Here is a 21,586-nt window from a genome sequence, read left to right as displayed (position 1 = left end):
GCGGTGACCAGTACCGCGTCCTCCTCGGACACCCGGCAGGGCCAGGCAGTGCTCGACGAGCGGCCGACGTGGCAGCAGCGGCTGCGCCGGTTCGGCTACCCGGCGAGCCCGGCGCACACGGCGCACACCTCCGGTGACAGAGGCGCCGCCGGCTCCGGCGCGCACGCCGGTGTCGTCGACCGCCTGGTACCGCCGTACGCGGAGCCCAGCCCCCGGCTGTGGCTCGGCCTGGGGGTGCCCCCGGTGCTCGCCGAGCGGATCACGCGCTGGTCGGGCTGGGTCGGTCCGCTGCTGGTGACGCTGGTGGCGGGCCTGCTGCGGTTCTGGAACCTGGGCAGCCCCAAGGCGGTGATATTCGACGAGACGTACTACGCGAAGGACGCGTGGGCGCTCGTCCACCGCGGTTTCGAGGTCAACTGGGACAAGAACGCCAACGACCTGATCCTCCAGAAGGCCGGTCACGTCGGCATCCCGGTGGACGCGGCGTACGTCGTGCACCCGCCGGTCGGCAAGTACGTCATCGGGCTCGGGGAGCTGGTCTTCGGCTTCAACCCGTTCGGCTGGCGGTTCATGACGGCGCTGCTCGGCACGCTGAGCGTGCTGCTGCTGTGCCGGATCGGGCGCCGGATGTTCCGGTCCACCTTCCTGGGCTGCCTGGCGGGCGCGCTGATGGCGGTGGACGGTCTGCACTTCGTGATGAGCCGCACCTCGCTGCTCGACGGGGTGCTGATGTTCTTCGTGCTGGCCGCGTTCGGCTGTCTGGTCATCGACCGGGACCGGGCGCGGGCGAAGCTGGCGGCCGCACTGCCGCCGGACACGGACGGCCGGGTCCGGCCGGACGCGGACGTGGCCGACGGCTTCCGCTTCGGGTGGCGGCCCTGGCGCTGGGGTGCGGGCCTCATGCTGGGCCTCGCGATCGGCACCAAGTGGAACGGTCTCTACATCCTGGCCGCGTTCTGCCTGATGGCGCTGTTGTGGGACGTCGGCGCCCGCAAGGTGGCCGGTGCCCGGCACCCGTACCGGGCGGTCCTGGCGCACGACACGGGGATCACGTTCCTGGCGACGGTCCCGGTGGCGATCGCCGTCTACCTGGTCTCCTGGATCGGCTGGATCCTCTCCCCCACCGACGGCACCGGCGGCTACTTCCGCAACTGGGCGGCCACCGCAGGCAAGGGCGGGAACTGGACGTTCCTGCCGGACTGGCTGCGCAGTCTGTGGCACTACGAGCACGAGGTGTACCTGTTCCACGTCGGCCTGTCGTCGCCGCACACGTACATGTCGAACCCGTGGTCGTGGCTGGTGCTGGGCCGCCCGGTGTCGTACTACTACGAGTCGCCGTCCCCGGGTGTGGACGGCTGCCCGTCGGACGCCGGCCAGAAGTGCGCCCGTGAGGTGCTCGCGATCGGCACCCCGCTGCTGTGGTGGGCGGCCTGCTTCGCGATCGCCTACATCCTGTGGCGGTGGGCGTTCCGCCGCGACTGGCGGGCCGGCGCGATCGCGTGCGGCATCGCGGCCGGTTACCTGCCCTGGTTCATGTACCAGGAGCGCACGATCTTCCTCTTCTACGCCGTCGTCTTCGTGCCGTTCCTGTGTCTCGCGGTGGCGATGATGATCGGTGCGATCATCGGCCCGCCCGGCTCCAGTGACACCCGCCGGCTGGTCGGCGCGTCGGGTGCGGGCGTCCTGGTGCTGCTGATCGTGTGGAACTTCATCTACTTCTGGCCGCTGTACACGGGCACGGCGATTCCCATCGACTCCTGGCGTTCACGTATGTGGCTCGACACCTGGGTGTGAGCCACGTCCCTGATCTCCATTCGGCCAACAGTTCGGCCAACAATCGGTCAACGCCTGTCACAGGGGCCCCACAACGACCTACAGTGCGAGTCACAACCAGCTTTTGAACGCGTTCACAAAGCGCGCAAAAGCTTACGGGGAGGGACTTTCGCATCATGCGCAAGGGGGTCAAGGGCGCCCTGATCGGCGGCGTCTGCGCAGCCGTGCTGGGCGGGGGCGGGTACGGCGCCTACAACGTTCTGACGACGTTGCACAGTGACGCCGCACCGGCCGTGCGGACCGGGCCGCCGACGAAGGACGAGATCAAGGACACCACGCAGAAGTTCTTCGCGGCCTGGGAGAAGGGCCAGTCGGCGACCGCGGCGTCGCTCACGAACGACTCCGCCGACGCCGAACCCGTGCTCACCTCGTTCGGCGACGTGGCGCACATCAAGGACGTGCACATCACGCCCGGCAGGGCGACCGGCGCCACCGTGCCGTACAGCGTGACGGCGACCGTGTCCTACGACGGGAAGTCGAAGCCGCTCGCCTACAAGAGCCGTCTGACGATCGTGCGCGGCGAGACCACCCACCGGGCGCTGGTCGACTGGGATCCGTCGGTGGTCCACCCGCAGCTGAAGCGCGGCGACACCCTGTCCACCGGCGAGGCGGCCAGCCCGCCCATCGAGGCCGTGGACCGCAACGGCGTGGTCCTCACGAAGGACAAGTACCCGTCCCTGGGCCCGATCCTGGACGAGCTGCGCAGCCGGTACGGCGACAAGGCGGGCGGCACCCCCGGCGTGGAGCTGGTCATCCAGCACGCGTCCGAGGAGTCCGCCGACACCACGCTGCTGACCCTCGCGGAGGGGAAGGCGGGCAGGCTGCGCACGACGCTCGACGCGCGCGTGCAGGCCGCCGCCGAGACCGCGGTGACGAAGTACGCCGAGTCGTCGGTGGTGGCCGTCAAGCCCAGCACCGGCGAGGTGCTGGCGGTCGCCAACCACCGCGAGGACGGCTTCAACGCGGCCTTCCTCGGCGAGCTGGCACCCGGCTCCACCATGAAGATCATCAGCGCCGCCACCCTCATCGACACGGGGCTGACGACGGCCGCAGGTCCGGCCCCCTGTCCGCCGACCGCGACCTGGCAGAGCCAGACCTTCAGCAACCTCAAGGGACTTGCACCGGACGAGAAGGCCACCCTCTCGGACAGCTTCGCGCGCTCCTGCAACACGGCGTTCGTGAAGTACGCGGACTCGGTCCAGGTCGACTCGCTGACCAAGGAGGCCGAGGACCGGTTCGGGCTCGGGAAGAACGACTGGAAGGTGGGCATCCCGAGCTTCGACGGCCGGGTCCCCGCCTCCGGCGGCCCGGACACCGCGGCCAACCTGATCGGCCAGGGCCAGGTGCAGATGTCCCCGCTGAACATGGCGTCGGTCGCGGCGACCGCGATGACGGGGACCTTCCGGCAGCCGGTGCTCGTCCCGCAGAAGCTGGACGGCCGTGAACTGGCCACCGCGAAGGGCCTGTCGGCGTCCACGGCCAGCCAGCTGCGCGCCATGATGAACCGCACCGCGACCAGCGGCACCGCGGCCGGCGTCATGCGCGGGCTGAGCGGCAGTATCGGCGCCAAGACGGGTTCGGCGGAGGTCGACGGCCAGTCCAAGTCGAACAGCTGGTTCGCCGGCTACCGCAACGACGTGGCGGCCGCGGCCATGACCCAGGACGGCGGCCACGGCATCGACGCGGCCGGTCCGATTGTCGCGAGTGTGCTACGGATCGGTGGCTGACGTCACTCCCACAGGCCGGGACTCTAGGCTGGTGCCGTCGTTGGGGAGCGTGAGGGCTACGGGGCGGCGGGGACCCTGGGGAATGCGCGGAGGAACTGACCAGTGGGCAAGAGAAGGCGCGTCGTCGAGCGACGGAAGCACAGACCCGCCGTCATCGGCGGAGTGATCGCCGTCGTCGTCGGCGGCGCGGGCCTCGGCCTCTACGCCCTGTACGGCGGCGGGGCCGCGGACGCGTCGACGGCGAAGACGGCCGACCACAAGCCCGTCAAGACCGGCCCGCTGTCCGCCACCGAGGTGCAGACGACGGCGCGCACCTTCCTGTCGTCCTGGCAGCAGGGCAAGGTCACCCGGGCCGCCGCCGTCACGGACGACAGCGCGGCGTGCATCAAGCTGCTCACCGGTTACGCCAAGGACGCCCACGTCACGGGCGTCACCCTCACCGAGGGCACCCGTACCGGCGGCAAGGTCCCGTTCTCCGTCAAGGCGACCGTGTCGTACAAGGGCGTCAGCAAGCCCCTGTCCTACGACTCCGCGTTCACCGTGATCCGGCGGACCAGTGACGGCAAGCCGGTGGTGAACTGGCACGCCGCGGTCGTCCACCCGGACCTCGCGGACGGCGACACCCTGGTCACCGGCGAGTCCGGCACCCCGCCGATCAAGGCGCTGGATCGGGACGGCGGGGAGATCACCACCGCCAAGTACCCGTCGCTGGGCTCGGTGCTCGACGGGCTGCGGGAGAAGTTCGGCAAGAAGGCCGGCGGCAAGGCGGGCGTCGAACTGCGCGTGGTGCGCGGCGCGGCGTCCGAGAAGGCGAAGCTGTCCGACAAGACGCTCCTGGAGCTCAGCAAGGGCACGCCTGGCACCGTGAAGACCACGCTCAGCCCGACCCTGCAGGCGGCCGCCGAGAAGCAGGTCACCACGCAGAAGAACGCCTCGGTCGTGATGGTGCGCCCGTCGACCGGCGAGGTCCTCGCCGTCGCCAACTCCAGCCACGGCTTCAACGTGGCCTTCCAGGGCTCGCTGGCGCCCGGCTCCACGATGAAGATCATCACGTCGACCATGCTGTTCGAGAAGGGGCTCATCACCCCCGACGCCTCGCACCCCTGCCCGAAGACGTACAAGCTCGCCGGGTGGACGTTCCACAACGACGACGACTCCGAGATCAAGCAGGGCACGTTCAAGCTGAGCTTCGGCGCCTCCTGCAACAACGCCTTCATCGACTTCGCGCCCAAGCTCTCCGACAGCGACCTGACCACCGAGGCCCAGCAGGTCTACGGCCTCGGCATGAACAACTGGGCGATCGGCGTCCCGACCTTCGACGGCTCCGTGCCGGTGCAGAGCGGCGCGCAGATGGGCGCCTCGCTGATCGGGCAGGGCGGGGTGCGCATGAACCCGCTGAACATGGCGTCGGTGTCGGCCACGGTGGACACCGGCTCCTTCCACCAGCCGTACCTGGTCGCCCCGAGCGTCGACAACCGGACGATCGCGAAGGCCTCGCGCACCATGTCCGCGAAGACGCAGGCGCAGCTGAAGGAGGTCATGCAGTACACGGCGGGCTACGGTACGGCCGCCAAGGCGATGTCGGGCCTGAGTTCGAGCTGCGGCGCCAAGACGGGCTCGGCGGAGGTCGACGGCCAGAAGAAGCCGAACGGCTGGTTCACCGCGTACTGCGGCGACTTCGCCGCGGCTGGCGTGGTCCAGGCGGGCGGGCACGGCGGCGACACGGCCGGACCGATCGTCGCGGCGCTGCTGAAGCTCGGCGCGTCCCTCTAGGCGCGCCCCGAAGGGGCGCGAAGGGGTGCGTCAACCGGCCACGGGGGTCGCCATGTAGGTCCGCCTCAGGAACCGCAGCAGCGCCTTCGACTCGAACTGCACCACCGACGTGCCGTGGTCGGAGTGGAACTCCACCACGGCCTGGACCCGCCCCAGCGGCCAGACCCGTACGTCGCCGCTCTCCGCGGGCGCCCTGAGGCCCTGCTCCAGCAGCGAACGCGAGAACGTCCACTCGTCCGTGCCGGGCAGGCCGACGTGTACCGTCCGCGGATCGCCGTCGGGGTCGTAGCGCAGGACGACGGGCACCGCGCCGGGATCGTCCCGCGCGTCCTCGTCCGTGACGATGTGGGCTCGCGCGTACTGCTCGACTACAGACATCGGACTGCCCTTTACGCTCCGTGATCTGTGCGAAGGCTGTGCATCCGCTTTCATATCCAATGTCGCACATTTTCCCTGATGCGCTTGCGGAGGCCGCCAGGACCCCACCAGCACATCCAGATGTGACGAGCTTCTCGCTCTTGCAAAAGCTTCGCAATAGGACCCTAAAATCGAACCGTGCATGTACCTGACGGATTCATCGACGCCCCCACCTCCGCGGTCACCGCCGTGGTCGCGGCCGGCGCCCTCGCGGTCGGCCTGCGGGGCGCCCGCCGTGAACTCGACGAGCGCACCGCGCCGCTGGCCGGCCTGGTGGCGGCGTTCATCTTCGCCGTACAGATGCTCAACTTCCCCGTGGCGGCCGGAACAAGCGGCCATCTGCTGGGCGGGGCGCTCGCCGCGATACTCGTCGGCCCCTACACGGGCGTCCTGTGCGTGTCCGTGGTCCTCCTCATGCAGGGCATCCTGTTCGCGGACGGCGGGCTGACCGCGCTCGGCGTCAACATCACCGACATGGCGATCGTGACCACCGTGGTCGCGTACGCCGTCTTCCGCGGCCTGGTGAAGCTCCTCCCCCGCGGCCGGCGCTCGGTGACCGGCGCCGCCTTCGTCGCCGCCCTGCTCTCCGTGCCCGCCGCGGCCGTCGCCTTCACCCTCCTCTACGCCGTCGGCGGCACCACCGACGTCGCCATCGGCAAGGTGGCCGGGGCGATGATCGGCGTGCACGTCCTCATCGGCGTCGGCGAGGCCGCGATCACCGCGCTCACCGTCGGCGCGGTGATCGCCGTACGCCCCGACCTCGTGTACGGGGCGCGCGGCCTGCGGCAGGGGCTGAAGCTGCGCGTGCACGGCGAACTGGTGGACGCGCCGGAGCCGACCGCGCCCGTGGCGGCGCGTACCTCCCGGCGCGCGCTGTGGCTCAGCGGCCTGGCGGCCTCCCTGGTGCTCGCCGGGTTCGTCAGCTACTACGCCTCCGCCAGCCCCGACGGCCTGGAGAAGGTCGCCCACGACCACGGCATCGACTCGAAGACGAAGGAGCACGCCTCGGCCGGCTCACCGCTCGCCGACTACGGCGTCGAGGACGTCTCCGACGCCCGGCTCTCCGGGGGGCTCGCGGGCGTGATCGGGGTCGGTACGACCGTGGTGGCGGGCAGCGCGGTGTTCTGGGCGGTGCGCAGGCGTCGTACCGGCGCCCCTTCGGAGACGCACTGACGTGGGTGCCGACGGGGGTACCTCCCGCGCGAGCGAATTCGAGCGTGGGGGAGCGCACCGGCTCTACCGGCACGCGCACTCGCGCGTGCACGCGCTCCCGCCGCACACCAAGCTCGCCGCCGCCCTCGCCTTCGTGGTCGTCGTGGTCTCGACCCCGCGCACGGCGATGTGGGCGTTCGCGCTGTACGCCGTGCTGCTCGCGGTCGTCGCGCACCATGCGCGCGTGCCCGCCGGCTTCCTGCTGAGGCGGCTGCTGATCGAGGTGCCGTTCGTCGCCTTCGCGGTGCTGATGCCGTTCGTCGCGGAGGGCGCGCGGACCGACGTGCTGGGCCTCTCGCTCAGCGTGGACGGCCTCTGGGGCGCCTGGAACGTTCTGGTGAAGGGCACGCTGGGGGTCGCGACCTCCGTCCTCCTGGCGGCCACCACGGAGCTGCGCGAGCTGCTCCTCGGCCTGCAGCGGCTGAAGCTGCCGTCGCTGCTCGTCCAGATCGCCTCCTTCATGATCCGCTACGGCGACGTCATCACCGACGAGCTGCGCCGGATGCGGATCGCCCGCCGGTCGCGCGGCTTCGAGGCGCGGGGCGTGCGCCACTGGGGCGTGCTCGCGAAGTCCGCGGGCGCGCTGTTCATCCGCTCCTACGAACGCGGGGAACGCGTCCACCTGGCCATGGTGAGCCGTGGCTATACCGGTTCGATGCCGGTCGTCGACGAGGTGACCGCGTCCCGGGCCGAGTGGTCGTACGCCCTCGCGCTGCCGCTGTCGGCCCTTGTCGTCTGCCTTTTGGGATGGACCCTGTGACCGCTGTTCCCGCCCCCGCTCCCGCCTCCCTGGAGGTCTCCGGCCTCGCCTACGCCTACCCCGACGGGCACCAGGCCCTGTTCGGCGTGGACTTCAGCGTCGCGCGCGGCGAACGGGTCGCGCTGCTCGGACCGAACGGCGCCGGGAAGACCACCCTGGTGCTGCACCTCAACGGCATCCTGGGCGGCGGCGCGGGCACCGTGACGGTGGCCGGACTGCCCGTCGGCAAGCGGCACATGGCGGAGATCAGGCGCCGGGTCGGCATCGTCTTCCAGGACCCGGACGACCAGCTGTTCATGCCGACGGTCCGCGAGGACGTGGCGTTCGGGCCCGCGGCCGCCGGGCTGAAGGGCGCGGAACTGGACGCACGCGTGCGTGCCGCCCTGGAGCAGGTCGGCATGGCCGGCTTCGCCGAACGCCCGCCGCACCACCTGTCCTTCGGGCAGCGCCGCCGGGTGGCGGTGGCGACCGTCCTCGCCACGGAGCCGGAGATCCTCGTCCTGGACGAGCCCTCCTCCAACCTCGACCCGGCCTCCCGGCGCGAACTCGCCGACATCCTGCGCTCCCTGGACGTGACGGTCCTGATGGTCACCCACGACCTGCCGTACGCCCTGGAGCTGTGCCCGCGCTCCCTGGTGCTCAGCGACGGCACGATCGCCGCCGACGGGCCCACCGCCGAACTCCTCGCCGACGACGCCCTGATGCGGGCCCACCGGCTGGAACTTCCCTTCGGGTTCGCCCCGCGTCCGTGACAATGGGCGCGTGACGCATCAAGAGGACGCCGGGACCCCTGCGGGGCCGCCGCGGCTGGACGACCAGCTGTGCTTCGCGCTGTACGCGGCGCAGCGTGCCGTGACCGCCGCCTACCGGCCGCTCCTCGACGACCTCGGGCTCACCTACCCGCAGTACCTGGTACTGCTCGTCCTGTGGGAGCGGGGCGAGACCACGGTGAAGGAACTGGCGGAGGCGCTCCGGCTCGACTACGGCACGGTGTCACCGCTGCTGAAGCGGCTGGAGGGGGCGGGACTGGTGCGCAGGGAGCGCTCGGAGCGGGACGAGCGCTCGGTGCTCGTCGGATGCACCGGGCGCGCGGAGGAGCTGCGGGAGCGCGCGGCGCGCGTCCCCGGCGCCCTGCTCACGACGACGGGGCTCGACGGGGCCGACGTGGCCCGGCTGCGCGAGGAGCTGCGGGACCTCGCGGAACGGGCGGGCCGGGCGGCCTCGCGGCCGTCGTAGCCGGTGCCCGTTCGGCCGGCCCGGCCGGACGGTCCTGCGGCCGTGACAGCCGGCGGCCGTTACCCGCGGTTTCCACCCCCTGGTAGCCGCAGGGCTTCCTACCGGTCGGTACCTTGTGCACGATGTGCTTGCACACTTCTGTGTTGCCCACCACTGTTTCCGCCCTGGGGGAGGTCCCGCCGTGATCGAAGGCGCCACCGTCGACTCTCGTCCGACGAAGATCATGTATGTCGCAGAGGCGACCGCGCACGGCGGCCGGGACGGGTACGTCAGCAGCCAGGACGGCCAGATCGACCTCAAGGTCGCGATGCCGCCGGAGCTGGGCGGGGACGGCAACGGCACCAACCCGGAGCAGCTGTTCGCGGCCGGCTACAGCGCCTGCTTCCACAACGCGCTGATCCTCGTCGGCAACCGCGCGGGCTACGACCTGACCGGCTCCACGGTCGCCGCCAAGGTCGGCATCGGCCCCAACAAGCAGCGCGGCTACGGCCTCGCCGTCGCCCTCAGCGTCTCGCTCCCGGTGCTGGACGCGGACGTCGCGGCGAAGCTGGTGGACGCCGCCCACGAGGTGTGCCCGTACTCGAACGCCACCCGCGGGAACATCGAGGTGACCATCGTGCTCGGCTGACCCCCGGGCACGTGCCGCAGACCACGTCGTACCGAGGAATCCGGGGCCGCGCGGCCATGTTTCACTCACTGTCACCGGCAAGTGGGCAGGCGGAGGGATCCGGACGTGGACGTGCACGGCACTGTGGCGGAGGGCTTCGAGCCGGTCGGGGACGCGTTCGCGAGCAACTTCGAGCTGCTCGGGGACCGCGGCGCGGCGGTGGCCGTGTACCGGGACGGGCACCGGGTCGTCGACCTGTGGGGCGGCAGCAGGGACGTCGACGGTGACAGCCCGTGGGAGCACGGCACCGCCCAGATCGTGCGCTCGGCGACCAAGGGCGTCGCCGCCGCCGTCCTGCTGCTCCTGCACCAGCGCGGCGAGCTGGACCTGGACGCGCCGGTGGGCGACCACTGGCCGGAGTACAAGGCGGCTGGCAAGGAGCGGACGCTGGTGCGGCAGCTGCTCGCGCACTCCGCGGGCGTACCGGTGCTGGACCGGCCGCTCACGCCCGCGCAGGCCGCCGACCCCGACCTCGGCGCGGCCGCCGTGGCGGCGCAGGCGCCGGTGTGGGAGCCGGGCACCGACCACGGCTACCACGCGCAGACGTACAGCTGGCTGACCGGCGAGCTGGTGCGGCGGGTGACCGGGCGGACCGTCGGCGAGTGGATCGCGGACGAGATCGCCGGGCCGATCGGCGCGGGGCTGTGGCTCGGGCTGCCGGAGGCGGAGCAGGCGCGCGTCGGACGCGTCGGGCCCGTGCCGGCACCGCAGAGCGCGGGCGCGCTGCGGACCCGGCCCAAGCGGGCCGTCTCCGAGGCGTACGCCGACCCCGGCTCGCTGACCCGCCGGGCCTTCGGCGCGATCGACCCGCTCCCGGACGAGAACGACCCCGCCTACCGCGCGGCCGCCCTGCCCGCCTCCAACGGCATCGCCACCGCCGACGGCCTGGCCCGCTTCTACGCCTCCCTGATCGGCGACGTCGACGGCGGCCGACGGCTGTTCACGCCGGAGACCGTGCGGCTGGCCCGCGGCGAGCAGTCGGCCGGCCCCGACCGGGTACTGGTCGTCGCCACCCGCTTCGGGCTCGGCTACATGCTGCACGGCAGCGCGTCCCCGCTGCTCTCCCCCGGCTCCTTCGGCCACCCGGGCCGCGGCGGGGCGCTCGGCTTCGCGGACCCCGGGTCGGGCATCGCCTTCGGGTACGTCACCAACGGCTTCCGCAAGAGCGTGACGGCGGACCCGCGGGCGCAGGCGCTGGTACGCGCGGTGCGCACGGCGCTGTCGTAACCGCCGCGCGCACCTGCGCGCCCACGCGCACCGCTCACACGTTGATCGGGTGCGAATGCCGCCCCGACAGCGCGTCGATCTCGCCGTGCGCCTTGGACAGCAACTGCATGGCGAGTTCGTTCAGGGCGCGGGCGCCGGCGATCTCCTCGCCGACTCTGGGCTGGTTGCTGTCGGACTCGTGCCGGCTCGCGTGGCCGTGCGCCCGTACCTCGGTGCCGTCGGGCAGGCGTACCAGCGCCACCGCGCGCGTGTGCGTGTCGTCCTCCAGGAACTCCATCTCGACATGCCATCCCACAGCGGTTTGCATCATGTTCATGGGACCACCTCCGCAATCGCTGCTTCCAGGGTGCTCCTCGGGGACCGGGCCCGTCACGTCGGCCCGGCCCCCGCGCCCGCCCGGCTACCCGTCTCCTACTTGTCCTCGAAGCTGGCGAAGTACGCGGCCGCCATGTCCTCGTCGGCGTGCCCCTGGGCGGCGGCGCGGGCGAAGCGTTCGGCGGCCGCCTGGGCGACGTCCAGGCGCACGCCGTGGCTCGCGCCGGCGGCCACGATCAGCCGGGCGTCCTTCCCGGCGGTGTCCACCGCGAACGACGGCGGGGTCAGCCCGCCGTCGAGGATCAGCCCGGCCTTCGCCCGCAGGTAGCCCATGTCGAGGGGGCCGCCCGCGATCAGGTCGAAGAAGCGCTGCGGGTCCACATCGAGCCCCTGGGCCAGCGCGACCACCTCGCCGGTCGCCGCGGTGGCCGCCAGGACCCAGCTGTTGGCGACCAGCTTCAGCCGGGTCGCGGCGGCCGTGGACCCGTCGTCGCCGGTCCACACCGTGCGGGCACCGACCGCGTCGAAGACGGGCGTCACCGTCTCCCGGCCCTGTTCCGGCCCGGCGGCCAGGACGGTGAGCTGCCCGGCCTCGGCGGGCTGGCGGGTGCCGAGGACCGGGGCGTCGTAGAAGACCAGGCCGTGCTCGGCGGCGAACGCGGCCAGGGCGGGGATCTGGTCGAGGCCCGCGGTGGTCGACTGCACCCAGACGGCCCCGGGACGCAGCGATCCGGCGGCCTCGCGCAGGGCCTCCAGGGCGGTCGCGCCGTCGTACAGCATGGTCAGGACGACGTCGGCGCCCTCGACGGCCTCGGCCGGTGTGTCCGTGACCTGGGCGCCGTCGGCGGCGAGGGGCTCGGCCTTGGCGCGGGTGCGGTTCCACGCGCGGACGGTGTGCCCGGCCTTCAGGAGGTTGCGGGCCATCGCGGCGCCCATGATGCCGGTGCCCAGCATGCCCACGGTCGGCTTGTCGGTCATGACGTCTCCCTGTCCTCGTACGTTCCGCAGCCAGCTTGACGTACCGGGGGGCCGCCCGGCGCGCCACGTCCGGGTATCCCGGCGGCGCGCCGGAGAACGCACGGGGACCCCGGCCGCGAGGGCCGGGGTCCCCGTGCGTGAGGGCCGGGCTCAGCCGTCGTTCTCCGCGGACGGGAGGTAGGCGCCGGGCACGTCGTTCGGCGAGTAGATCTTCTTGTCGCCGGGGTAGGGCTTGGTCCAGTTGTGGGTCTGGTACCAGGTGTAACGGTTCATCTGGGTGGGGTTCGCGTAGTCGGGCACCGCGTTCTTGCCGGTCAGCCGCTGGTGCGAGGCCCACGTCCGCCACTGCGCCGCGACCTGGGTCTCGGCCGCCGGGACGGAGACCGACGTCGGCGCGGCCGCCGCCCGGGCGTCCTGGGCCGCCGGGGTGTCCGAGCCGCAGGTCGGCTGCGGGTTCACGCCGAGGGTCAGCGAGGTCCGGTTCGGGACCGCCGTGAACGGGGTGTCGTCCGCCTTGCCGGTGAACGCCCCGTACATCGGGGTGGCCGCGCTGTCGAGCTGGTTCATCGGGTGCACCCCGAGGATCTGCTCGATGGTGCGGACCATGGTGATCTGCGAGTAGTAGTGGTCGTCGACCTTGCCGTGCTGGGCGTACGGGCTGATGACCTGGACCGGGGCGCGGTGGCCGTCGACGTGGTCGAGGCCGGCCTGGGAGTCGTCCTCGACGACGAAGATCGCCGAGTCCTTCCAGTACTTGCTGTGGGTGATCGTGTCGACCATCCGGCCGACCGCGAGGTCGTTGTCCGCGACCTCCGCGGCCGCGTTCGCCGGGCCGCCGGTGTGGTCGTTGGAGAACCAGAACATGTTCAGGTTCGCCGGGCCGTTCTTCTCGAAGTCCTGCTTCCAGATCTGCTCTTTGTAGATGTCCGGGACGTCGAGGTCGAACAGCGGGAAGCCCTGCACCGACACGTCGTTGAGCGAGGGGATCGCCGAGCCCGTCTTGATCGGGTACTGGGTCTGGGCGCCGGTCGCGGCCATGTTCTTGCTGTCGCAGTACAGGTTCTGCCAGGTCGCCCCGGCCGGCTTGCTCTCGTACGACTGGAACTCGCCGAAGTCCTTCACGGACTTGCCGGCCGCCTGTGCACCGGTCCAGATGAACCCGGTCTTCTGGTGGCCGAGGACGTCGTTCTCGGTGTCGTAGCTGCGGGTGTACTCGCCGGCCGACGACTCGGTGTACTCCGGGTTGTCCGACTGCATCAGCCAGTTGTGGCCCTCGGCGGAGTTGGTGCCGATGTCGTAGAAGTTGTCGTACAGGCCGAACTGCTGGGCCAGCGCGTGCTGGTTCGGCGTGACGTTCTCGCCGAACTGGGTGAGCGAGGAGTTTCCGTTGCCCTGCGGGAGGTCGCCGAAGACCTGGTCGTAGGTGCGGTTCTCCTTGACGAGCAGGAAGACGTGCTTGATCGTCGACGGGTCGCCGATCCGCTTCGGGACCGGGACGGCCTTCTTGTGGCTGTTGCTCTTGGCGGTCCTGACCGAGTTGGACGTCCAGCCGTTCTGCTTGAACACCTTGTTCGTCTCGGACCTGACGACCTGGTCGCTCGGCATGGTGAACCAGGTGAGGCTCGACGTGGTGTCGTGCGTGTTGTGCCCGGCCGCGTCGGGACGGAGGGCGTCGATGCCGCGGGTGTTGGCGACGACGACCTTCTTGCCGAGGGCGGTGATCCCCGACGGGAAGTAGTCGGTCGGGAGCAGGCCGACGTAGCGGGCGGGCTGCTGGGCCGAGGTGTAGCGGTAGACGGCGACGGCGTTGGCGCGGCCGAGCGTCACCAGGAGGCGGCCGTCGTCGGTGAGGGTGACCGCGTTCGGCTCGTAGCCGACGGACGCCTCGGGCCACGGCTGGGTGGAGATCGTCTGGACGACCTTGTCCTTGCGGCTGTCGATGACCGACACGGTGTTGTCGGCGGTGTTGGTGACGAACACCGCGCCCTTGCTCGCGTACACGGCGGTCGGGTGCAGGCCGACGTCGACGGTGGAGACGGCGGCGGACGGGTCCGCGGTGTCGATGACGCTGACCGTGCCGGTGGTGCTGGCGCCGGTCTTCGGGTTCGCCACGACATCGGTGCCGTAGGAGTTGATGGTGGTGTCGCCGGCCTTGGCCGGGCGCCCGCCCTCGTTGCTGACGTAGAGCTTGCCGCCGGCCAGCGCGAGGCCGCGCGGGGCGTTGCCGACCGCCCAGGTCTGCTTGATCGTTCCAGTCGCCGCGTCGATGGCGACCACCTTGTTCTCGCCGTTGACCGCGGAGTACACGGTGGCGCCGTCGGCCGAGAACACCGCCGCGCCCACCAGTGCCTGCTTGGCGCCGTCGGCCGCGATCGGCACGGCCGTGGGGCTCGCGAGGGTGCCGTCGGCGTTGACGGTGAACTTGGTGTAGCCGTTCGCCTGGCCCAGCCACAGCTGCTTGCCGTCGGGCGAGTAGGTCGGCCCTTCCTGGCCGACCGCGCCGCTGCTGATGCGCAGGTTGTCGGCCGCGTTGGTGCCGACCTTCTGCGTGACCTGACCCGTCGCCAGGTCCACGACGACGAGCGACGCGTCGCCGTCGGCGACCGAGGCGGCGAGGTGGGTGCCGTCCGGGCTGACGACCGACGACATGATCTTGCCGTCGTTGATGACGCTGCGCGTGCCGTAGGGGTTGATGTACTGGTCGGCGGAGACCACCTGGCCGTTGGCGGTGGTCTGGCCGACCTGCTGGGTGCCGAACTGGTACGTCGAGGCGACCGCGGTGCCCGTGACGCCGAGGGCGACGGCGATACCGGCCGTCACCAGCATGGCGCGGCGGCCGACGCGGTGGCCGAAGAGGTTGATCTGTCTTTTCTGGCTGATCCGGCGCTGGCGGGTTACCTGCACGGAACTGTTTCCCTTCACTGGGTGTCGAGCAGGTCGACGTTGCCGTCGAACTGCCACAGCGGATTCGGGGCGTCGCCGGTCGGGGTCCGCACCAGGAAGTAGCCGTTGACTTCCTTGGGACCGTCGCCGTCGGCCACGAACCGCCCGTCCGAGGTGATGTCGAGCTGGTAGATCGCCGTCCCCGTGACCGCCGTGACGCCGGGGAGGTGCCAGCTGACCACGCAACGCCAGTCGTTGCCCGCGCCCTCCTGCGCGGCCTGGCCGTCGCTCTTGGTGCACGCCGCCGTGGCGCCCAACTGCGCCTCGGTGACGGCGGGTCGGTGGAGTTCCCGCGTCTGCAGGCGGTAGAGGTGGCCGAAGACCGTGGCGAGGGACTTCTGCACCTTGTCCTGCTTGATCCCGGAGCCGGTCGACGGGGTGGCCACGGCGACCGCGCCGACGGTGACGGCGGTCAGCGCGGCCAGCGGCAGCACGCCGAGGGTGAGCGCGCGGCGCCCGGAGCCGTCGTAGGCCGGGTTGGTGAAGTCCCGCCGTACGAACAGCACATACGCGAGGACCGTCGCGAGCACCGCCCACGCCAGGCTCACCGCGACGGCGATGAGCAGCGGGGCGAGCTGTTCGGGGCTGGTGAACAGGCCGTTCCAGGAGATGAAGGCGTAGCCGGGCAGGGCGAGGCGGACGGCGACGGGCAGCGGCAGCATCTGGGCGACCGACATCGCGAGCGCGACGATCGGGGGCAGCAGCAGGCCCATCGGGGAGCGGCCGAGGGCGACCGAGCCGAGCAGTCCGATCGCGGCGAGGGAGAGGGTCGGGGCGAGGGCCGCGAGCCAGGCCAGCAGGACCCGGGCGGCCGCGTCGCCGGGCGACAGCAGGTGGCCGTCGAGGCCGACCAGCGGCTGGTCGCCGACCGACGCCAGCCCGCCGAGCGTGCTGGAGGCGGCCAGTCCGGCCACCAGCAGCAGGATCACGGTGAGGCTGGCCAGCGACTTCGCCACGAAGATCCGCGCGGGCGAGCGGACCGCCACCAGCAGGTGGCGCCAGGTGCCGAGGCGGTCCTCGGCGGCGAACACGTCACCGGCGACCACCGACGTCAGCAGCGGCAGCGCCCAGGTGCCCGCGAAACCGAGCATCACCAGCGGCCCGGCCCACCCGGTGGCGTGCATCCAGCGCCCGAAGAGCGTGTCGGCGGGCAGCGTGCTCTGCTGGCCGACCCCCACGACGAACAGGCCCGGCGCGATCCAGCAGGCGAGCACCAGAAGCCGGATCCGCCACTGCGAGACCAGCTTCACCAGTTCGAAGCGGTAGCCGCGCGAGACCGGGACGCGACGGGTGACCGGGGCGGGTCCGGTGACGGGAGCGTTCTCCGTGACGGTCATCGGCCGGTCTCCTGGTGTTCGGTGAGAGCGAGGAACGCGGCTTCGAGGGGGGAGACGACGGGGGCGAGTTCGCGCACCGCGACACCCGACCGCACGACCTCCGTGACGAGTTCGTCGAGGGCGGGCACCAGGGCGCGTACGACGAGCACGTCGGGGTCCTTCCGCAGGACGAGGCCGGTGTCGTCGACGATCCTGATGCCGGGCGCGTCCGTGGCGATCCGGCGCGCGGTCCCGGCGTCGGAGGTGCGCAGCCGGTAGTCGAGTTCGCGGCTCTCGGCGGCCAGCTTGGCCAGCGGGCCGGAGAAGACGACGCGGCCGGTGGCGAGGATGGTGACCTCGGAGCACAGCGCCTCCAGATCGTCCATCCGGTGGCTGGAGAGCACCACGGCGGTGCCGTCGGCGGCGAGCCGGGTGAGGACGCCGTGCACGTGCCTCTTGCCGGCCGGGTCGAGACCGTTGGACGGCTCGTCGAGCACGAGCAGCCGGGGCCGGGTGAGCAGGGCGGCGGCGAGCCCGAGTCGCTGGCGCATGCCGAGGGAGAAGCCGCGGGTCTTGTCGTCGGCGACGTCGGTGAGACCGACCTCGGCGAGCACGTCGTCGATACCCGCCGTCCCCGCGGTCCCGGCCGTCCCCGAGTTCCCCGCCGTCCCGGTGTCGAGACCGCGCAGTGCGGCCAGCGCGGCGAGGTTCTGCCGGGCGGTGAGCGAGGGGTAGAGACCGGGCGCGTCCACGAAGCCGGCGACGCCGTCGGGGACGGCGAGCGCCCGCTCGACCGGCGTGCCCAGGATCTCCAGCCGCCCGCCGTCGGCGACGGCCAGCCCCAGCAGGAGGCCGAGCAGCGTCGTCTTGCCGGCGCCGTTCGGCCCGACCAGGCCGTGGATCTGGCCTTGCGTCACGTCCAGGTCCACGGCGTCCAGTGCGACCACGTCACCGAAGCACTTGGTGATCCCGCGGGCCCGGACTGCGTGAGGTGTGTCCATGAGTCCCGTGCGTCCCTTCTTCCGCAATCCGCAGGGACTTTATGGAGAACACACAACCCGGGCACAGGTGGTCGGCTGAACGTTCGAGGAACGGTTCGTCAAGGCAACGGCAAGTCCGTTGAACGGACGGGCGCCCCGGGCTCCGGCTCCGCAACGCCCTTACGATTCACGGGCGATCGGGTCGGCACCGTCGAGCATGACCTGACCTGCGGACAAGACCCGCAGGAGCCGCCCGTCCCCACGACGACACCGAGGAAGAACTCGTGAACAGACCCGTCCCGGGCCGCGCCCCGGTCCTGTACGCGATATCCGCGACCTGTGCCGCCATAGGCGTTCTGCTCTGGGTGCGCGGCCGGACCAGCCCGCCGCCCATGAGGTACGCGGACTACCTGGCGGCCGACTCCTTCACCCCGTCCGTCTGGCGGGTGTGGTCACCGGCACTGCCCCAGGAACGCCTCGGCTGGTACCTCGTCGCGGCGGGGCTGGCGCTGGCCGTGGCGACGCGCCTGTTCTCCGGCCGGCGGGACTGAGCAGGGCGCGGCGGCCGCCGGGTCAGCCGGTGGGCTCGCGTACGTCCACGACGGTGGCGCCGGCGTGCTGCACCAGGGCGGCGGGGGCGATGGGGAAGACGGCGTGGGGGTTGCCGGCGGCGGCCCACACCACGTCGTGCCGGAGCAGCGCCCGGTCGGCGAGCACGCGCGTGCGTGTCCGGTGGCCGAAGGGCGGCACGCCGCCGATGGCGTACCCGGTCGTCTCGCGTACGACGTCCGCCTTGGCCCGGGTCACCCGCGCGGCGCCGAGTTCCTTGCGGACCAGTTCCACGTCGACGCGGGAGGCGCCGTCCATCAGCACCAGCACGGGCACCCCGTCGGCCGCGAAGATCAGGGACTTGCAGATCTCGCTCAGTTCGCAGCCGACCGCGGCCGCGGCCTCGGCGGCGGTACGGGTGGCGTCCGGGAACCGCCGGATCCGCGAGGTCAGTTCCCCGAGGCCCAGCTCCGTGAGGGCGGCGGCGAAACGAGGATGGGCACCGGAGCCCTGGGCGTCGGCGTCAGTGGCGGCTGTCGTCATGGGGGCACGCTAACGGGGCGGGGAAGGTGCGGCGAGCGGTTGAGCACGGGCTGCACGAGGAAGCCGGTGAGGGCGCCCCGTCCCCACGGACCCTCACCGGCGGTCTGTCACGAGCCGTACGTCAGGCGCGTACGAGCTCCCGGTCCTCGTCGTCCTTGCCGGCCCCGGCGTCCTCGCCGGACAGGGCGCGCAGGCCCTCGCCCTCGACGTCGACGTTGGGCAGCGCCCGGTCCAGCCACTTCGGCAGCCACCAGGCGCGCTTGCCGAGCAGGGCGAGCACCGCCGGAACGATCGCCATGCGGACGACGAACGCGTCGAAGAAGACCGCGATGGCGAGGCCGAAGCCGATCATCTTGATCATGGACTCGCTGGAGGTGATGAAGCCGCTGAAGACGGAGATCATGATGACCGCCGCGGCGGCCACGACCCGCGCGCTGTGCCGGAAGCCGGTCACCACGGCCTGGCCGGGCGTCTCGCCGTGGACGTACGCCTCCCGCATCCGGGTCACCAGGAACACCTCGTAGTCCATGGCGAGGCCGAAGACCACGCCCACCATGAAGATCGGCATCATCGACATGATCGGGCCGGTCTGCTCGACGCCGAGCAGGCCGCCGAGCCAGCCCCACTGGAAGACCGCGACGACGGCGCCGAGCGCGGCGAGCACGCTGAGCAGGAAGCCGAGGGCCGCCTTCAGCGGGACCAGGATGGAGCGGAAGACCGCGATCAGGAGGAGGAAGGCGAGGCCGACCACCAGCGCCAGGTACGGGACCAGCGCGTCGTTGAGCTTCTGCGAGAAGTCGATGTTCATCGCGGTGGTGCCGGTGACCAGGACCCGTGCGCCGGTGTCGGCCTTGACGTCGGCGCTCTGGTCGCGGATGGCGTGCACCAGGTTCTCGGTCTGCACCGAGGACGGCTTGGAGTCCGGGATCACCGTGATCGTCGCGGTGTCGCCGGCCTTGTTGAACGCCGCCGGGGTCACCGTCACGACGTCCTTGAGGCCCTTGATGTCGTCGGCCACCTTGCTGGCCGCCTTCTTCGGGGCGTCGCTGCCCTTGGCGTCGACCACGATCATCAGTGGCCCGTTGAAGCCGGGACCGAAGCCCTCCGACAGCAGGTCGTAGGCGCGGCGCTGGGTCGTGGACGTGGGCTGCGAGCCGTCGTCGGGCAGGCCCAGTTCGAGCTGGGTGGCCGGGAGGGCGATCGCGCCCAGCCCGGCCACGCCGAGCAGCAGCACGGCTGCCGGGCGGCGGACCACGAAGCTCGCCCAGCGGGCGCCCAGGCCGGGCTTGTCCTGCCGGACGGCATGGGCGTGCGTCCGGCGCTTCTCGCCCGCGGCCCTGACCTTCCGGCCCGCGTAGCCGAGCATCGCCGGGATCATGGTGAGCGCGATGAGGACGGCGACCACGACCGTGCCCGCCGCCGCGAGGCCCATCTTCGTCAGCATGGGCACGCCGACGACCGAGAGGCCCGCGAGCGCGATCACGACCGTGAGGCCCGCGAAGACCACCGCCGAGCCCGCCGTACCGGCGGCGCGGCCGACCGCCTCCTCGCGGTCGCGGCCCTCGGCCAGTTCGCTGCGGTAGCGGGAGACGATGAACAGCGCGTAGTCGATGCCGACCGCGAGACCGATCATCATCGCCAGGGTGGACGTGGTGTCGCCGAGGTCGAGCGCCTTGGCGAGGGCGGTGATGGTGGAGACGCCGATGCCCACGCCGATGATCGCCGTCAGCAGCGGCAGTCCGGCCGCGACCAGTGAGCCCAGGGTGATGACGAGGACGACGGCGGCGATGGCGAGACCGATGGCCTCACCGGCGCCGCCCGCGCCGGCCCCGGACTGGAGCGCGTCCCCGCCGACCTCGACGGTCAGCCCGGCCTTCTGGGCGTCGTGGCCGGCCGCCTCCAGCGCGTCGCGGGAGGAGTCCTTGAGTTCGGTGCCGGAGACGTCGTAACGCACCGAGGCGTAGGCGACCGTGCCGTCCTTGCTGACGGCGTGCTGCTTGTAGGGGTCGGTGACGGAGGTGACCTCGGAGCCGGCGGCCAGTTCCTTCACGGTCTTCTTGACGGTCGCCCTGTTGAGTTTGTCCGTCATCTTCTCGCCGGCCGGCGCCTTGAAGACGACCCGCGCGGTGGCGCCGTCGGAGCTGGAGCCGGGGAAGCGCTGGTCCAGCAGGTCGAAGGCCTTCTGGGCCTCGGTGCCGGGGATCGAGAAGGAGCTGGAGCCGGCCGCGGGGGCGGAGGCGGCGGCGACGCCGGCGAGGGTCAGCAGCGCCACCCATATGAGGGCGACGTAGTGCCGTCGCCGAAAGGCGAACCGGCCGAGTTTGTAGAGAAACGTGGCCACGGGGGCGTACTCCCGGTCAGGTCGTGGGGTTTTCAGGGCAGGGGTGATCAACCCGGTGGGTGGCAGGGCTGATCGGCCCGACGACGTGAGCGGAGACGTCAGGTGGGCAGGCTGCGGGGATGGGTCAGCAGGCGGGTGCGCCGAGGGCGGGCAGCACCACGGCGTCGATGTACGACAGCAGGAAGGTCTGGGTGGGCGGCTGCTCGTCGATCAGCGAGCGGGCAGCGAATCCACCGATCATCATGTGCATCACGAAGTCGATCGCCGGGTTGTCCGCACGGACCTCGCCCCGGTCGATCGCCCGCTGCAGCACGGTCCGGAAACCGGCCATCTCGGGCTCGATCAGGTGCTCCTTGAAGGCCTGCAGGAGATCCGGGTTGCCGTGGATCGCCATGGCGAGGCCCCGCATCAGCGCGGAGCTCTGCTCCATCTCGCAGTCGTCGGAGCGCATGGTCATGGCGTGCAGGTCGCCGCGGAGCGAGCCGGTGTCGATCTCGCCGATCGCGGCCCCGGGCTTCTGGTACCGGACCGCCTTGGCCACCAGTTCGGCCTTCCCGCCCCACTGGCGGTAGAGGGTGGCCTTGCTGGACTTGGTACGGGTGGCGACGGCGTCCATGGTGAGGGCGTCGTAGCCGACCTCACGGAGCAGGTCGAGCACGGCCTCGTACAGCTCGGCCTCACGCTCGGGCGTGATGCGACTGCGACGCGCCGTTGCGACCTCAGTCATGCCACTCACCCTTCGCTGCTCCCTCGTCACCTTCGTGCTTAC

General features: G+C 71.6%; 19 protein-coding genes. 10 read left to right on the top strand and 9 right to left on the bottom strand.

Annotated elements, in window-relative coordinates:
• The first annotated feature begins 3 nt into the window (after positions 1 to 3).
• The 3 genes from ACIQVL_RS34005 to ACIQVL_RS33995 all read left to right on the top strand — a co-directional run bounded on the left by ACIQVL_RS34005 (position 4) and on the right by ACIQVL_RS33995 (position 5,333).
• Positions 4 to 1,794, top strand: a complete 1,791-nt coding sequence (locus ACIQVL_RS34005; RefSeq protein WP_403477272.1) for a dolichyl-phosphate-mannose--protein mannosyltransferase — start codon at positions 4 to 6, stop codon at positions 1,792 to 1,794.
• A 155-nt stretch (positions 1,795 to 1,949) separates the two neighbouring features.
• The gene (locus ACIQVL_RS34000) at positions 1,950 to 3,560 is read left to right on the top strand and encodes a penicillin-binding transpeptidase domain-containing protein (protein WP_403477271.1); all 1,611 of its coding nucleotides are present in this window, start codon (positions 1,950 to 1,952) and stop codon (positions 3,558 to 3,560) included.
• A gap of 102 nt (positions 3,561 to 3,662) precedes the next feature.
• Complete coding sequence (locus ACIQVL_RS33995) at positions 3,663 to 5,333, top strand: penicillin-binding transpeptidase domain-containing protein (protein ID WP_403437182.1); 1,671 nt, start codon at positions 3,663 to 3,665, stop codon at positions 5,331 to 5,333.
• A 30-nt stretch (positions 5,334 to 5,363) separates the two neighbouring features.
• Here the strand turns inward: ACIQVL_RS33995 and ACIQVL_RS33990 are convergent, their stop codons facing one another.
• Entirely contained in the window at positions 5,364 to 5,711 is a 348-nt protein-coding gene (locus ACIQVL_RS33990) for an SsgA family sporulation/cell division regulator (RefSeq protein ID WP_393814620.1), read from the bottom strand.
• A gap of 177 nt (positions 5,712 to 5,888) precedes the next feature.
• Between ACIQVL_RS33990 and ACIQVL_RS33985 the strand changes: the two genes are divergently transcribed.
• The 6 genes from ACIQVL_RS33985 to ACIQVL_RS33960 all read left to right on the top strand — a co-directional run bounded on the left by ACIQVL_RS33985 (position 5,889) and on the right by ACIQVL_RS33960 (position 10,852).
• The gene (locus tag ACIQVL_RS33985; protein ID WP_403477270.1) at positions 5,889 to 6,923 is read left to right on the top strand and encodes an energy-coupling factor ABC transporter permease; all 1,035 of its coding nucleotides are present in this window, start codon (positions 5,889 to 5,891) and stop codon (positions 6,921 to 6,923) included.
• A gap of 1 nt (position 6,924) precedes the next feature.
• Positions 6,925 to 7,722, top strand: coding sequence for a cobalt ECF transporter T component CbiQ (gene cbiQ, locus ACIQVL_RS33980; RefSeq protein WP_403437180.1), 798 nt, complete (start codon positions 6,925 to 6,927; stop codon positions 7,720 to 7,722).
• The gene (locus ACIQVL_RS33975) at positions 7,710 to 8,474 is read left to right on the top strand and encodes an energy-coupling factor ABC transporter ATP-binding protein (protein WP_403477269.1); all 765 of its coding nucleotides are present in this window, start codon (positions 7,710 to 7,712) and stop codon (positions 8,472 to 8,474) included. Before cbiQ ends, ACIQVL_RS33975 begins: the two co-directional genes overlap by 13 nt.
• 10 nt (positions 8,475 to 8,484) lie before the next feature.
• Entirely contained in the window at positions 8,485 to 8,958 is a 474-nt protein-coding gene (locus ACIQVL_RS33970) for a MarR family winged helix-turn-helix transcriptional regulator (RefSeq protein ID WP_403437178.1), read from the top strand.
• Between the two features lie 223 nt (positions 8,959 to 9,181).
• Positions 9,182 to 9,586, top strand: coding sequence for an organic hydroperoxide resistance protein (locus ACIQVL_RS33965; RefSeq protein ID WP_403437385.1), 405 nt, complete (start codon positions 9,182 to 9,184; stop codon positions 9,584 to 9,586).
• Between the two features lie 105 nt (positions 9,587 to 9,691).
• Positions 9,692 to 10,852, top strand: a complete 1,161-nt coding sequence (locus ACIQVL_RS33960; protein WP_403437176.1) for a serine hydrolase domain-containing protein — start codon at positions 9,692 to 9,694, stop codon at positions 10,850 to 10,852.
• A gap of 34 nt (positions 10,853 to 10,886) precedes the next feature.
• On the opposite strand, the gene ACIQVL_RS33955 is transcribed toward ACIQVL_RS33960, so the two are convergent.
• From ACIQVL_RS33955 to ACIQVL_RS33935, 5 genes are all read right to left on the bottom strand, one after another.
• Positions 10,887 to 11,162, bottom strand: a complete 276-nt coding sequence (locus ACIQVL_RS33955; RefSeq protein ID WP_403437384.1) for a DUF1876 domain-containing protein — start codon at positions 11,160 to 11,162, stop codon at positions 10,887 to 10,889.
• 101 nt (positions 11,163 to 11,263) lie between these two features.
• Positions 11,264 to 12,145, bottom strand: a complete 882-nt coding sequence (locus tag ACIQVL_RS33950; protein WP_403477268.1) for an NAD(P)-dependent oxidoreductase — start codon at positions 12,143 to 12,145, stop codon at positions 11,264 to 11,266.
• Positions 12,146 to 12,295: 150 nt separating this feature from the next.
• Positions 12,296 to 15,049 (bottom strand): alkaline phosphatase family protein, encoded by a 2,754-nt coding sequence (locus tag ACIQVL_RS33945; RefSeq protein WP_403437174.1) that lies wholly within the window; start codon positions 15,047 to 15,049, stop codon positions 12,296 to 12,298.
• Positions 15,050 to 15,063: 14 nt separating this feature from the next.
• The gene (locus ACIQVL_RS33940) at positions 15,064 to 16,425 is read right to left on the bottom strand and encodes an ABC transporter permease (RefSeq protein ID WP_403477267.1); all 1,362 of its coding nucleotides are present in this window, start codon (positions 16,423 to 16,425) and stop codon (positions 15,064 to 15,066) included.
• Positions 16,422 to 17,405: an ABC transporter ATP-binding protein gene (locus ACIQVL_RS33935; RefSeq protein ID WP_403437170.1), complete on the bottom strand. Its 984-nt coding sequence runs from the start codon at positions 17,403 to 17,405 to the stop codon at positions 16,422 to 16,424. Before ACIQVL_RS33935 ends, ACIQVL_RS33940 begins: the two co-directional genes overlap by 4 nt.
• Before the next feature lie 263 nt (positions 17,406 to 17,668).
• On the opposite strand from ACIQVL_RS33935, the gene ACIQVL_RS33930 reads away from it, so the two are divergent.
• A complete protein-coding gene (locus ACIQVL_RS33930) occupies positions 17,669 to 17,935 on the top strand; it encodes a hypothetical protein (RefSeq protein ID WP_403437169.1) in 267 nt (88 codons plus the stop codon).
• A gap of 22 nt (positions 17,936 to 17,957) precedes the next feature.
• On the opposite strand, the gene ACIQVL_RS33925 is transcribed toward ACIQVL_RS33930, so the two are convergent.
• From ACIQVL_RS33925 to ACIQVL_RS33915, 3 genes are all read right to left on the bottom strand, one after another.
• Positions 17,958 to 18,476: a YbaK/EbsC family protein gene (locus tag ACIQVL_RS33925; RefSeq protein WP_403437168.1), complete on the bottom strand. Its 519-nt coding sequence runs from the start codon at positions 18,474 to 18,476 to the stop codon at positions 17,958 to 17,960.
• A 121-nt stretch (positions 18,477 to 18,597) separates the two neighbouring features.
• The gene (locus tag ACIQVL_RS33920) at positions 18,598 to 20,817 is read right to left on the bottom strand and encodes an MMPL family transporter (RefSeq protein WP_403437166.1); all 2,220 of its coding nucleotides are present in this window, start codon (positions 20,815 to 20,817) and stop codon (positions 18,598 to 18,600) included.
• Between the two features lie 124 nt (positions 20,818 to 20,941).
• Entirely contained in the window at positions 20,942 to 21,544 is a 603-nt protein-coding gene (locus ACIQVL_RS33915; protein ID WP_403437165.1) for a TetR/AcrR family transcriptional regulator, read from the bottom strand.
• Positions 21,545 to 21,586: the final 42 nt, after the last annotated feature.

It is taken from the genome of Streptomyces sp. NPDC090499 (genome assembly GCF_044769305.1).
Lineage (GTDB): Bacteria > Actinomycetota > Actinomycetes > Streptomycetales > Streptomycetaceae > Streptomyces.
The sequence above is the reverse complement of the archived record's forward strand: the minus strand, read 5'-3'. Positions and strand labels throughout refer to the sequence as shown.

Excerpts from the sequence above, each read along its gene's own strand:
- ACIQVL_RS34000 (WP_403477271.1), top strand. The coding sequence starts at position 1,950 with ATGCGCAAGGGGGTCAAGGGCGCCCTGATCGGCGGCGTCTGCGCAGCC.
- ACIQVL_RS33915 (WP_403437165.1), bottom strand. The coding sequence starts at position 21,544 with ATGACTGAGGTCGCAACGGCGCGTCGCAGTCGCATCACGCCCGAGCGT.
- ACIQVL_RS33925 (WP_403437168.1), bottom strand. The coding sequence starts at position 18,476 with ATGACGACAGCCGCCACTGACGCCGACGCCCAGGGCTCCGGTGCCCAT.
- ACIQVL_RS33935 (WP_403437170.1), bottom strand. The coding sequence starts at position 17,405 with ATGGACACACCTCACGCAGTCCGGGCCCGCGGGATCACCAAGTGCTTC.
- ACIQVL_RS33950 (WP_403477268.1), bottom strand. The coding sequence starts at position 12,145 with ATGACCGACAAGCCGACCGTGGGCATGCTGGGCACCGGCATCATGGGC.
- ACIQVL_RS33975 (WP_403477269.1), top strand. The coding sequence starts at position 7,710 with ATGGACCCTGTGACCGCTGTTCCCGCCCCCGCTCCCGCCTCCCTGGAG.
- ACIQVL_RS33990 (WP_393814620.1), bottom strand. The coding sequence starts at position 5,711 with ATGTCTGTAGTCGAGCAGTACGCGCGAGCCCACATCGTCACGGACGAG.
- ACIQVL_RS33940 (WP_403477267.1), bottom strand. The coding sequence starts at position 16,425 with ATGACCGTCACGGAGAACGCTCCCGTCACCGGACCCGCCCCGGTCACC.
- ACIQVL_RS33965 (WP_403437385.1), top strand. The coding sequence starts at position 9,182 with ATGTATGTCGCAGAGGCGACCGCGCACGGCGGCCGGGACGGGTACGTC.
- ACIQVL_RS33955 (WP_403437384.1), bottom strand. The coding sequence starts at position 11,162 with ATGATGCAAACCGCTGTGGGATGGCATGTCGAGATGGAGTTCCTGGAG.